The sequence below is a fragment of the Lactimicrobium sp. genome (assembly GCF_036453465.1).
In the GTDB taxonomy this organism is placed as follows: Bacteria; Bacillota_I; Bacilli_A; order Erysipelotrichales; family Erysipelotrichaceae; genus Bulleidia.
Genome location: NZ_JAZHUW010000055.1, coordinates 1 through 11,656 on the forward strand (window position 1 = coordinate 1; position 11,656 = coordinate 11,656).

14 protein-coding genes are annotated in these 11,656 nt (G+C 49.1%); 12 read left to right on the plus strand and 2 right to left on the minus strand.

The window, feature by feature from the left end; all coding sequences use genetic code 11:
* Positions 1-262, plus strand: a 262-nt coding sequence (locus SOI44_RS10100; RefSeq protein WP_331349090.1) for a transposase, incomplete at its 5' end; no start/stop codon positions are given.
* 94 nt (positions 263-356) lie between these two features.
* Positions 357-1,007, plus strand: a complete 651-nt coding sequence (locus SOI44_RS10105; protein ID WP_331349091.1) for a lysoplasmalogenase — start codon at positions 357-359, stop codon at positions 1,005-1,007.
* 13 nt (positions 1,008-1,020) lie between these two features.
* Here SOI44_RS10105 and SOI44_RS10110 read toward each other — a convergent pair whose 3' ends face one another.
* On the minus strand, positions 1,021-1,800 hold the full coding sequence (locus tag SOI44_RS10110) for an alpha/beta hydrolase (RefSeq protein WP_331349092.1): 780 nt from the start codon (positions 1,798-1,800) through the stop codon (positions 1,021-1,023).
* The gene (gene plsY, locus SOI44_RS10115) at positions 1,787-2,413 is read right to left on the minus strand and encodes a glycerol-3-phosphate 1-O-acyltransferase PlsY (protein WP_331349093.1); all 627 of its coding nucleotides are present in this window, start codon (positions 2,411-2,413) and stop codon (positions 1,787-1,789) included. The genes SOI44_RS10110 and plsY overlap by 14 nt, the downstream gene beginning before the upstream one ends.
* A 140-nt stretch (positions 2,414-2,553) precedes the next feature.
* Here plsY and parE point away from each other — a divergent pair, with 140 nt between their 5' ends.
* From parE to tnpA, 10 genes are all read left to right on the plus strand, one after another.
* On the plus strand, positions 2,554-4,473 hold the full coding sequence (gene parE / locus SOI44_RS10120; protein WP_331349094.1) for a DNA topoisomerase IV subunit B: 1,920 nt from the start codon (positions 2,554-2,556) through the stop codon (positions 4,471-4,473).
* Positions 4,473-6,986, plus strand: coding sequence for a DNA topoisomerase IV subunit A (parC, locus tag SOI44_RS10125; RefSeq protein ID WP_331349095.1), 2,514 nt, complete (start codon positions 4,473-4,475; stop codon positions 6,984-6,986). The genes parE and parC overlap by 1 nt, the downstream gene beginning before the upstream one ends.
* Complete coding sequence (locus SOI44_RS10130) at positions 6,979-7,503, plus strand: YqeG family HAD IIIA-type phosphatase (RefSeq protein WP_331349096.1); 525 nt, start codon at positions 6,979-6,981, stop codon at positions 7,501-7,503. The genes parC and SOI44_RS10130 overlap by 8 nt, the downstream gene beginning before the upstream one ends.
* The gene (yqeH, locus tag SOI44_RS10135) at positions 7,490-8,539 is read left to right on the plus strand and encodes a ribosome biogenesis GTPase YqeH (protein ID WP_331349097.1); all 1,050 of its coding nucleotides are present in this window, start codon (positions 7,490-7,492) and stop codon (positions 8,537-8,539) included. The genes SOI44_RS10130 and yqeH overlap by 14 nt, the downstream gene beginning before the upstream one ends.
* A gap of 4 nt (positions 8,540-8,543) precedes the next feature.
* Positions 8,544-8,834, plus strand: coding sequence for a ribosome assembly RNA-binding protein YhbY (gene yhbY, locus SOI44_RS10140; protein WP_331349098.1), 291 nt, complete (start codon positions 8,544-8,546; stop codon positions 8,832-8,834).
* Positions 8,831-9,649, plus strand: a complete 819-nt coding sequence (yqeK, locus tag SOI44_RS10145; protein ID WP_331349099.1) for a bis(5'-nucleosyl)-tetraphosphatase (symmetrical) YqeK — start codon at positions 8,831-8,833, stop codon at positions 9,647-9,649. The genes yhbY and yqeK overlap by 4 nt, the downstream gene beginning before the upstream one ends.
* Complete coding sequence (rsfS, locus tag SOI44_RS10150; RefSeq protein WP_331349100.1) at positions 9,642-9,980, plus strand: ribosome silencing factor; 339 nt, start codon at positions 9,642-9,644, stop codon at positions 9,978-9,980. The genes yqeK and rsfS overlap by 8 nt, the downstream gene beginning before the upstream one ends.
* A gap of 14 nt (positions 9,981-9,994) precedes the next feature.
* Positions 9,995-10,534, plus strand: a complete 540-nt coding sequence (locus SOI44_RS10155; RefSeq protein WP_331349101.1) for a DnaD domain-containing protein — start codon at positions 9,995-9,997, stop codon at positions 10,532-10,534.
* Positions 10,516-11,172 (plus strand): endonuclease III, encoded by a 657-nt coding sequence (gene nth / locus SOI44_RS10160; protein WP_442914591.1) that lies wholly within the window; start codon positions 10,516-10,518, stop codon positions 11,170-11,172. The genes SOI44_RS10155 and nth overlap by 19 nt, the downstream gene beginning before the upstream one ends.
* Positions 11,173-11,301: 129 nt before the next feature.
* Positions 11,302-11,574, plus strand: coding sequence for an IS66 family insertion sequence element accessory protein TnpA (gene tnpA / locus SOI44_RS10165; RefSeq protein WP_331349102.1), 273 nt, complete (start codon positions 11,302-11,304; stop codon positions 11,572-11,574).
* The last annotated feature ends 82 nt before the right edge of the window (positions 11,575-11,656 follow it).

Sequence of the window (11,656 nt, forward strand, 5' to 3'; positions counted from 1 at the left end):
TACTGAAAGAGGCATGAAGATTCATATTAACCGGATCATACGCACCTGCAAAGCAACAGAGAACAAGCATTTCATGTGGTTTGCCAAGCTGCTGGAGGAACACATGAAAGGAATTATCTCTCATGCAAGAGTCCATATCTCATCCGGCAAAGTTGAAGGAACCAACCAGATGATAAAAACATTGAGACGCAAAGGATACGGCTATCCAGATGATGAATATTTCTTCCTGAAGATCATGGATGCCAGCAGGAAATTCTCATGACTTCTGAGTGCAACTATCAACAGGAATTAGGACTGAACCTGAAAAACAATAAGCGTTATCGGCTATAATAAAGGACAGGAGAACTGTCCTTTTTATGTTGGCTATTGGATTGATCACTGCACACATTGCTCTGTGCATCTTCTGGATGCTGGATCTGTATTATAAGTACCATGGTTTACGCCGCTGGTCCAAGGGACTGCTGATGCCATGTATTTCCCTGATTTACATTCTGTTCTGCATCAGACAGAATCACACACTGGATTTTTTCCTGCTGGCCGGCCTGGGGGCAGGATGGCTTGGTGATCTGTTTCTATTAAAGGAGGATGATCCCCACTTTGTCATCGGCCTTATTTCCTTTCTGCTTGGCCATGTCTTTTACAGCATTCACTTCCTGCATGCCATCCGTCCTTACCATGTTCATCCTTTGATATTTTCAGCTCTGGCCCTGTATGTACTGTATGCATGCATCGTCATGCATGCACTTTGGCCGAAGATGGAAAAGAAGCTCTATCTGTCATGCCTTGTATATCTCTGTGTAATTGCATTCATGTCATTCAGTGCACTTTGCGCTCTCAGTGTACATCCTGTTTTTGCATATGCACTTTCCTTTGCGGGCTCTTTGATCTTTGTTCTCTCGGATACCCTGGTGGCCTGGGAGCGCTTTGGCAATCCCCATATCCATGGCGTCATGGAAACCTATGTGCCTGCCCAGTATCTGATCATGCTAGGCATTCTGCTGGGATAAAAAAAGAATGCCATCAGGCATTCAGCTCAGGAAACAGGAAGGCAATCATCTCCGGGACAATGGATTCCCAGGTGGCTTCATTATGGCCGCCATTGACAATGATGCGGTTATGGACAAGACAGCCATGATCACTGAAGGCATTGGAAAGATCCATCAGCCTTGAGATCATCTTCATCTCCGTCTTTCTGCTTTTGACCTCTTCCGCGCCAAAGGAGCGGTAAATACGCGTCTTTGGATTGATCTTTGAAGTTTGGATCAAAGATAGACAGCGCTTATAGGCAAACTCGGTTGCCGGAGAGATACAGGCAAACTTACCATACACATCAGAATAACGGGCTGCCATGTAATCGGCCATCAGACCGCCCATGGAAGAGCCGCCGATGCCGATATGATTCCTATCAGTGCGTACTCGATAACGCTTCTCAATGGCAGGCTTGAGGACATTCACAAACCACTCTGCAGTGATGTCACCTTTTTTCTGTGTATCTTCCCAGCCTTTGATCTTCACTGGCTTGAAAGGACAGTATTCATCCATGCGGCCATTGCCAATGTGATTGCAGTCCTGACCAACGACAATCAGATCCAGTCCGGATTTATCGAGGTATTCTCGGATACCCCAGCATTTGCCATAGGTCGCCACTTCATCATAGAACAGATTGTGGCCGTCAAACATATACAGAACCGGATACTTCTTGTGCGATGCTGCATAGGAAGCGGGCAGATACACCCAGATCTTACGGGGTGACTGCGTAAAAGGAGCAATATCCAGTGTAAATTCTTCAACGGTTCCCATGGCGCTCACCCATCCATTTGATATGGCTTTCCGTGCCATTTTTAATACGGATCAGATTTGCTTTATGACGATATGTAATCAGCGCCCAGAGAATCAGCAGGCATACAAAGACCTGCAGATTGCTGCGGTTGACAATCAGACTTGTGATGGTTTCAATACCGACTGCTGAAATCGAAGAAATGGAAACAATCCTGGTAAAATACAGGATGGCAAAGAACAGAATGATCGGCCAGAAGAAATTCCAGAACCAGGAATGGGTGATGAAAACGGTGATGCCAAGGAAATAACCATAGGCAGTTGCGACGGCCTTGCCGCCCTTGAACTGGGCAAAGACAGGGAAACAGTGTCCGATCGCGCAAGCAAGTCCTGCCAGCAGAATGGCATCAGGATCAATCATGCTGGCAATCCACATGGAAATAAATGCTTTGAAGGCATCCAGCAGGGTGACCGAGATGGCTGCCGGCTTACCAAGCACACGGCCCGCATTTGTGCCGCCGATATTGCCGGAGCCTTCCTTTCGGATATCTTTGTGATAAAATACTTTGCCGATGACAAGGCCCCAGGGGATCGAGCCGAACAGGTAGCTGATGAGTATGACAAGAAATACTTTCATATTGCGACCTCCGACGTACATTTTATCATACTGGTGTGACTCTGGGATTCATTCTGTGTTCGATCATGCACCGTGGTATGATAATGACATTGTCAAAACAGGCAGCGTGATACAATCCATATGTTTGAAGTGAGGAAGATATGACAGGAAAATACGAAGATGACAGCATACAGATTCTGACAGGCCTGGAGCCGGTCAGAAGGCGCCCAGGCATGTATATTGGCTCTACGGATGGCCATGGCCTTCATCACCTGATCTGGGAAATTGTAGATAATGCCGTCGATGAAGCAATCAACGGCTATGGCAAAAAGATTACGATTACACTGGAGCAGGATGGCTCCTGCACGGTGGCAGATGAGGGCCGCGGCATGCCGATCGGCACCCATCCCAGCGGAAAAAACACCCTTGAAGTTATTTTTACTGTGCTCCATGCCGGCGGAAAATTCACCAGCCAGGGCGGCTATAAAACAGCCGGCGGCCTGCATGGCGTCGGTGCCTCCGTCGTTAATGCCCTCAGTGAATGGCTCACGGTAGAAGTTGCCCATGACGGCCAGCTTGTCCGCATGAAATTCTCAAAAGGCGGCTCTGTAGTAGGACCATTGGAAAAACTTGGCAAGACAAAACGCACTGGCTCCATTGTGCGCTTCAAACCGGATCCCACCATCTTTCAGACCGTAGACTTCAAGTTTGATGTTGTGGCGGAAAGAGCAAGAGAAGAAGCTTTTCTTTTATCCGGGATCACGATCGAAGTGGAAGACAAGCGCCCTCATCGAGAAGCCAAAGAAGTATTCTGCTACCAGGATGGCCTGATCTCCTTCCTGGATTATCTGCACGAAGACAAGGAAGTGCTCATGCCGCCGGTGAAATTTTCCGGTGATTCTCAGGGCATCCATGTGGATGTGGCTTTTCAGTACAATGACGGCTATCAGGAAAATACCTATTCCTTTGTCAACCTTGTGCGCACACCGGATGGCGGCACACACGAAGTCGGCTTCAAGACAGCTTTCACCAAGGCAGTCAATGACTTTGCCAGAAAATACGGTCTGTTAAAAGAACGTGACAAGAACTTGGAAGGATCGGATGTGCGGGAAGGCCTGACCACGATTCTTTCTGTTTCTATTCCGGAAGAAATCCTGCAGTTTGAAGGACAGACCAAGGGAAGACTTGGTACCCCGCAGGCCAAGAGTGCTGTCGATGATGTCGTTTCCGCCAAGCTTGCTTTCTGGCTGGAAGAAAACCGCAGCCAGTCTGACATGCTGGTGCGCAAGATGATGAAAGCAGCCCAGGCAAGAGAGGCAGCCCGCAAGGCCCGTGATGATGCCAGAAAGGGGAAGCGTTCCTCCCGCCAGGAAAGAGTGCTCTCCGGCAAGCTGGCACCAGCCCAGACAAAGGATGCTTCCATCAAGGAGCTTTTCCTGGTTGAGGGTGATTCCGCCGGCGGCTCTGCCAAACAGGGCAGAGATTCCCGCTATCAGGCGATTCTGCCGCTGCGTGGAAAGGTCTTGAACACAGAGAAATGCACCATGCAGGATATTGAGAAAAATGAAGAGCTTAACACCCTGATCTATACACTTGGCGCCGGGGTCGGAGCAGACTTTGACTGGCAGGAGAGCAACTACAACAAGGTCATTATCATGACCGATGCGGATGATGACGGCTCTCATATCCAGATCCTGCTGCTGACATTCTTTTACCGCTATATGCGGCCATTGGTTGAGCATGGCATGGTATACATTGCCCTGCCGCCCCTGTATAAAGTCACAAAGGGCAAACAAAGCACTTACTGCTACAGTGATGATGAGCTGGATGCTTTGCGCAAAAAGCTTGGCAAGTGTGAAATCCAGCGGTACAAGGGACTTGGTGAAATGAATGCAACCCAGCTGTGGGAGACAACCATGGATCCTGAAAGCAGAACCTTAATCCGGGTTGGCATTGATGACAATTCCATGGCAGACAAGCGGGTTTCCGTGCTGATGGGTGACAAGGCAGAGAAACGCCGCAAATGGATTGAGGACAATATTTCGTTTACGCTGGAAGATAACTTCAAGGTGGAGGAATAATGGCAAAGAAGAAAAAAATAGAAGACAAGACCAAATACATTCCGGAACTGCTTGAAGATATCATGGGCAGCGGGTTTGGCCGCTATGCCAAATACATCATTCAGGAACGTGCTCTGCCGGATGCCAGAGATGGTTTAAAACCGGTGCAGCGGCGTATTCTGTATGCCATGTACCATGATGGCAATACGTGGGATCATGCCTACCGCAAGTCCGCCAAGACGGTTGGTCTTGTCATTGGTAATTACCATCCCCATGGCGATACATCGGTCTATGATGCCATGGTTCGTATGTCACAGGACTGGAAGGTGCGTCTGCCGTTAATTGATATGCATGGCAACAACGGCTCCATCGATGATGACCCCGCCGCTGCCATGCGTTATACCGAAGTGCGCCTTGCCAAGGTCACCCAGGTCATGGAAGATGATCTGGACAAGGACACCGTGGAAATGGCGCCGAACTTTGATGATACCGAGAATGAACCGACGGTACTGCCAGTGCCGTTTCCGGTCATGTTGGTCAATGGTGCTACCGGCATTGCAGCCGGCTATGCCACCAACATGCCGCCGCACAATCTTGGTGAAGTCGTGGATGCCACGATTTACCGCCTGAACAATCCGGACTGTACACTGGATGATCTGCTTGAGATTATTCCAGGTCCTGATTTTCCTACCGGCGGCATTGTCCAGGGGGCCAAGGGCATCCGGGAAGCCTTTGCGACCGGCAGAGGCAGAATCGTGGTGCGCGGCAAATGCCAGATCGTTGATGCCAGAACATGTCAGCAGATCATCATCACTGAGATCCCGTATGAGGTCATCAAGGCACAGCTTGTCAAAAAGATGGATGAAATCCGTCTGTCCAGAGAGATTGACGGCATCATGGATGTCCGTGATGAATCTGACCGCAATGGCCTGCGCATCGTGATTGATGTCAGCAAGGATGTCGATGCCGAAATGGTACTGAACTATCTGTACAAGAATACAGATCTGCAGATTTATTACTCCTATAACAATGTTGCCATCATTGACAAACGGCCGGTACAGGTCGGCCTGATCGGCCTGCTGGATGCCTTCATTGCCTTCCGAAGGGAAGTAGTGCTGCGGCGCTCTCACTATGAGCTGAACCGCATGGAAGCAAGATGCCATATCATTGAAGGACTGATGAAAGCAGTGTCCATCCTGGATGAGATCATCCGCATCATCCGTGCTTCCCGTGACAAGGCAGATGCCAAAAAGAACCTGATGGCTTCCTTTGGCTTTGATGAGCCTCAGGCCGAAGCCATTGTGTCATTGCGTCTGTACAGACTGAGCAATACAGATATTGTGCAGCTGCGCCAGGAGTTTGCCGAGCTTGTCAACCAGATTGAGGATACCAAAGCTATCATTGAGAATCCGGCAATGCTCAATGCCGTGATTGTCAGAGAACTGCGCCAGGTGAAGAAAGAATATGATGATCCAAGGCGTACTGTCATTGAAGATGAAGTATCCCAGCTTGTCATTGATAAGACTTCCATGATTGCCAATGAGACGGTTGTTGTGACAGTTTCAAGAGATTCCTATATCAAGCGTGTATCGCTGCGCTCTTACCGGGCTGTACAGGATCAGCCGACCGGCCTGAAGGAAGGCGACATGCTGATTGGCAGCCTGCAGTGTGATACGGTTGATACACTGCTGCTGTTCACAAGCCATGGCAACTATGCCTGCCTGCCGGTATGGCAGATTGAAGAGGGCAGATGGAAGGATATCGGCATGCACCTGAACAAGGTGGTCCGCATTGAAGGAGATGACAAGATCATTGCTGCGATCCTTGTCAAAGACTTCCATACCTATGCTTCCATTGTTACCATTTCCAGCGGCGGCTATGTCAAGAAGACACCGGTTTCCCTGTTCAAGGTGGAGCGCAATTCCAAAGTGATGCCATGTATGAACATTGGTTCAGAAAGCCAGCTGCTGGATGCCTTCTGTGTCTATGAAGGCGATCATCTGGCGATGGTATCAAAACAGGGCTATGCCTATCAGTTCAGCATTGACCAGATTCCATCTACCGGCATCCGCAGCAAGGGTGTCAAGGCGATGTCCTTTGGCCAGAAAGACGGGCTTGCCTTTGGATGTGTCATCCATCCCGGCAGCCATACGGTGCTGTTTGCCAGTACAACCGGCGGCCTCAAGCGTATCAAAACAGAAGAAATTGCTGAGCTTTCAAGACCTGCCCGCGGCAGCCTGATCTGTAAAAAGAACAAGAGCAATCCTTCTGTGCTGTATCGTGATATGGCTGTGGATGCCGGCAGTACGATCACGTTCCTGGATCCTGAGGAACATGTGATACCCGCATCAGAGATTCCGCTGAAAAAGAATGATACTGGTTTCAGCCAGACTGCAGACCTGCATCCGGGCTTCCTGATTCAAAAAGGAATTGAAGAGTGCCGCATCATCGATTATCCTGAAGGGGAACAACAGGATGTCCATGATGATGTGGAGAAGATCAGCCTGTTTGATGACGGAGTCAATAATGGGTAACCAGTTTCGGCCGGATTTCTATATTCAGAATATGAACAGCATTGACCCTGCAAGGCTCAAAGCACGCGGGATCCGTCTGGCTGTGCTGGATATGGATAATACGCTGATTCCATCCTGTGAAATGGTTGTGCCGGTACAGGCACACCGTTTCATTGATGCCTTGCGCAAAGAAGGAATCATGCCGGTCGTTGTTTCCAACAATGTGTCAAAGATCACCCGCAGCCGCTGTGAACAGCTGCACATTGCCTGCTATCCTTTTTCACTGAAACCTCTGCCGCAGGGGTTCAGGCGGGTATTGCGCCGGTATGGCTGCACACCACAGGAGACAGCTGTGATTGGTGATCAGATCCTGACAGATATCTTTGGCGGTAATCACATGGGAATGATGACTATTCTGGTCGACCCACTGTCTGAAAAAGATCATATTTTTGGCAGAATGAACCGGATGATGGCAGAAGTTCTGCAGCATCTGGATCATCACATTCCACATAAAGGAGAATATTATGGCAAATTGTAAGGGATGCGGCATCACACTGCAGTATGATGACCCATCCGCCCCGGGCTATACCCCGAAAAAAGACAGTGAATACTGTCAGCGCTGTTTCCGTCTGATGCATTACGATGACCTGACCGTTTCCATGCGCAAAGGCATTGATCCTGATACGGTACTGGACCGTATTGCGTCCATGAATGCACTCGTCCTTTGGGTGGTGGATCTGTTTGACTTTGAAGCCAGCCTGATTCCATCATTGAACAGGCGCATCAATACAGATGACATCATCATGGTGGCGGCCAAGCGGGATATTCTGCCGGATACACTCAATCATGAAAAGATTGCCCGCTTTGTCTTTGCCAGACTGAAGGAAGAGGGCATTCATATCAAGGGGCTGATTCTGACTTCACGCCTGCATGGCGAAGGGGTGCAGGAAATCAAGGATGCTGTGAATATGTATGCCCATGGCCGTGATGTCGTTGTCATGGGCAGAGCCAATGCCGGCAAGAGCACGCTGCTTAACAGCATGCTTGGCAAAACACTGCTGACCAGTTCCCGGTATCCTGGCACAACCCTGGATTTCAACCAGCTGGAAATAGATGGACATACCTACATCGATACACCCGGTATTGAAATCACCGGCAGTATTCTGATGGATGTTAAAGAAGAAGATCTCAAGACCGTGCTGCCGGCGAGAACCATCAAGCCGCAGATCTATCAGGTTAATAAAGACCAGTCGTTCATCATCGGCGGCCTTGCCCGCTTTGATGTACTTGGCTGTGACCATGCCTCTGCGGTATTCTATCTGTCGGACAGTCTGAGCATCCACCGCTGCAAGGCAGACCATGCCCAGGAACTGTTTGAAAAGCACTATGGCGAATTGTTTGTGCCGGTGCCGCTGCAGAAAAAATTCCGCACGGTGTCTGCGGGCAAGCATATGGCAAAAATGGATGCTGTGATCGGCGGGCTTGGCTGGATGTGTGTATCCGGACAGATGGACGGTGTAAGAGTCATGGCCCCAGATGATGTGAGTGTAACGTTTAGAAAGGCGATGCTGTAAGAAGATGCTGAATGGAAAACAGAAATCCTATCTGCGCTCTCTGGCGCAGACAGAACGGGCAATCTTTCAGATTGGCAAAGATGGCCTCAGTGATACATTGATTGATACGGTTGCCAATGCCCTGAAGGCAAGAGAACTTGTCAAGATCAGTGTATTGAAGACATGTCCGAATGATGATCTGAAGGAACTTGCTTTTGATCTTGCCATGCACACAAAAAGTGAGGTTGTGCAGATCATCGGCCGTACGATCATTCTGTATAAGAAGGCAAAGGAGCCGGTGATTCTGCTGCCATGAAGAAAGCCGTACTGATCTGTCCCTTTGATCCCATCACGTCTTCTGAGCTTGACTATGCCAAGCATCTGATCAAAAAGCATAGTCTTTCCACACTGTACCTGGTGCCGTTTGGCAATGGCATATGCACCATGGCAGAAAGAAGAAAGATGCTGGAAACGGCCATTGCACCATACCGCCACATGGAACTGTGTGATCAGGTATGCAAGGATGACAAAGCATATTCCTTTGAGGATGCCGAAAAAGAGGAAGCCAGGGTGCGTGCCGGTGATTTCTTCCGTTCACCAAAAGCTGTGAGGCAGATGATGAATGATAACGGCTGGTACTATGACTGTGTAGCCAGAGCCAACTGCAAGCCGCACCGCTATACACATTCCCTTGGTGTAGCCAAAACGGCCAGAACGATTGCTATAGCCCATCATATGGATCCTCTGGAAGCCTATAAATCAGGGCTGCTGCACGATGTGACAAAGGCTTGGCCCGATGAGAAAAGCAGAAAGGTCATTGCCAGAGATATGCCGGAATGGCTGAAACTGTCACCGAAGATCTGGCACAGCTATACGGCCGTCGTTTTCTGCCGTCAGCAGCTTGATATGCATGATGAGCGTATCCTGCATGCCATTGCCCACCACACCCTGGGAGATGGTCAGAGTGATCTGGATAAGGTGCTTTACATTGCTGATAAGATTGAGCCGGGACGCGGCTATGACACAACAAAGGAAATGAATCTTGCCCTGCAGGATCTGGATCAGGCTGCGGCATTAATCATGCAGGAATCAAAGGCATACAGGGAAGAAAAGGAGGGCTTGGATGTCTGAGCTTTTGGATTTAACAGTAAAAACGCTGAGCGATAAGCTGGCAAAAGATATCGTCACAGTGGATATGAGAGCCGTATCTCCATATACGGATGCATTTGTCATTGCCACAGCTGCCAATGTGCGCCAGGCAAATGCTCTGGCAGACTATGTACAGGATGCAGCAGAAAAGCAGGGCTATGAAGTCAAGAGCAGAGAAGGAACCTCCGGCAGTACATGGGTGCTTCTGGATCTTGGGGAAGTGGTTGTTCATATCTTTACCGAAGAGACAAGAAAGCAGTACCGCCTGGAAGAACTGTGGGCAGACCAGCCCCAGCAGCGCTTTGAAAGCTGAGCCAGTACCGTCACATGAAGTGGTATCAGGAACGTTTTGTTTCACACCGCGACTGGATTCTTGACCATCTGGAACTGCTGGATCTTTCTGCAAAGGAGGCCATCCTTGTGCTGGTGATCGATTTCAACAATGAAAAGCATATTCCCGTCACGATGGAAAGCCTTGCGGCCAAGACCAAAATGAAACAGGAAGAAGTGGATGAAGCTGTCTCTCTGTTATGTGCCAGAAAGTATCTGGAGATCAAGGTCAGCCGCAGCGGTGTTGTCTGGAGTCTGGATGGCCTGTTTGAGGCAGATACAGCAAAAGAGGCAGGATTGATGGATGCCTCACTGTTTGATGCCTTTGAAACAGAATTCGGCCGGACATTGAATCCGAAGGAAATGGAGAAGATCAGTGAATGGAACCGGACAATTGATAAACGTCTGATTCTATATGCTCTGCGCCAGGCAAGTGCCTACCAGCAGCTGTCCATTGCCTATGTTGACAAGATCCTTTCTGACTGGCAGAAGAAGGGCATGACCGCAGAAAAGATGGAATGGGAGCTGTCACACTGATGGAACATATGACACCCGTAGAAATTCTGGATGAAATGGGAAAGCTGTTTCCCAATGCACGCTGTGAGCTTGTGCACGCTGACAACTATCAGATGGCCGTTGCGGTTGTGCTGTCTGCCCAGACAACCGATGCATCGGTCAACCGTGTCACACCGGCTCTGTTTGCAAAATATCCGGATGTCTATGCTTTGGCCAATGGCAGCCTGGATGAGATCGCTGACTGTATCAAATCACTCGGTCTTTACCGTAATAAAGCCAGATCCATTCAGGGCATGGCCAAAGGCATCGTGGAACGCTTTGATGGCAAAGTGCCGGATAATATGAAGGATCTGACTTCACTTCCCGGTGTTGGCCGCAAATGTGCCAATGTCATCCTGTCAGAATGCTTCAATGTACCGGCACTGGCTGTGGATACCCATGTCAACCGCATTGCCAAACGGCTCGGGCTTGCCAAAGTGGATGACAGCTTGATGGATGTGGAACGCAAACTGAAACGCAAGATCCCCCGTGACAGGTGGATTCAGGCCCATCATCAGATGATCTTCTTTGGCCGCTATCTCTGCCATGCCCAGCACCCGGTATGCCAGCAGTGTCCTTTTACAGGCATCTGTCTGTATCTTCGCAAGAAAGCAAAATGAGCAAATGAAAGGCTTCCAGGCAGGAAGTCTTTTTTCATGCAAAAAAAACGTAAGCGTCAAAGTAACACCGTCTTTCAATAAACAGCAGGATTTCCGATACTGTATGCAGTAAAGGAGGTCCTGTTTGTTATGAATGAAGAAGAATGGAAATTGCTTTGGGATCAGTTTGAATTATCGGGTGAGTCTGTCAAAGAGTTCTGCAGTCATATCGGGATGAAGCCACGGGCTTTTTACTATTTTAAGAATAAATACCAGGATGACAGCGCCTGTCAGTTATGTCCTGTTGTTATCAGTCATCCTACTGAGACGACAGTAAGTTTCAATGGCATTCAGGTTTCTTATGATGATGGCATTTCCGATCTGGAACTGCAGAGAATCATTCGCCTCTGCAGAGATCTATGATGCCCTTTGACAAGATCGGTAAGCTGTATCTTGTGACCGGTGTTACTGATCTGAGAAAAGGGATTGATGGCTATGCCGCATT

Bases quoted from the DNA above. Each gene is read 5' to 3' on its own strand.
- SOI44_RS10105 (WP_331349091.1), top strand. From the start codon at position 357: ATGTTGGCTATTGGATTGATCACTGCACACATTGCTCTGTGCATCTTC.
- SOI44_RS10110 (WP_331349092.1), bottom strand. From the start codon at position 1,800: ATGGGAACCGTTGAAGAATTTACACTGGATATTGCTCCTTTTACGCAG.
- plsY (WP_331349093.1), bottom strand. From the start codon at position 2,413: ATGAAAGTATTTCTTGTCATACTCATCAGCTACCTGTTCGGCTCGATC.
- parE (WP_331349094.1), top strand. From the start codon at position 2,554: ATGACAGGAAAATACGAAGATGACAGCATACAGATTCTGACAGGCCTG.
- parC (WP_331349095.1), top strand. From the start codon at position 4,473: ATGGCAAAGAAGAAAAAAATAGAAGACAAGACCAAATACATTCCGGAA.
- SOI44_RS10130 (WP_331349096.1), top strand. From the start codon at position 6,979: ATGGGTAACCAGTTTCGGCCGGATTTCTATATTCAGAATATGAACAGC.
- yqeH (WP_331349097.1), top strand. From the start codon at position 7,490: ATGGCAAATTGTAAGGGATGCGGCATCACACTGCAGTATGATGACCCA.
- yhbY (WP_331349098.1), top strand. From the start codon at position 8,544: ATGCTGAATGGAAAACAGAAATCCTATCTGCGCTCTCTGGCGCAGACA.
- yqeK (WP_331349099.1), top strand. From the start codon at position 8,831: ATGAAGAAAGCCGTACTGATCTGTCCCTTTGATCCCATCACGTCTTCT.
- rsfS (WP_331349100.1), top strand. From the start codon at position 9,642: ATGTCTGAGCTTTTGGATTTAACAGTAAAAACGCTGAGCGATAAGCTG.
- SOI44_RS10155 (WP_331349101.1), top strand. From the start codon at position 9,995: ATGAAGTGGTATCAGGAACGTTTTGTTTCACACCGCGACTGGATTCTT.
- nth (WP_442914591.1), top strand. From the start codon at position 10,516: ATGGGAGCTGTCACACTGATGGAACATATGACACCCGTAGAAATTCTG.
- tnpA (WP_331349102.1), top strand. From the start codon at position 11,302: ATGAATGAAGAAGAATGGAAATTGCTTTGGGATCAGTTTGAATTATCG.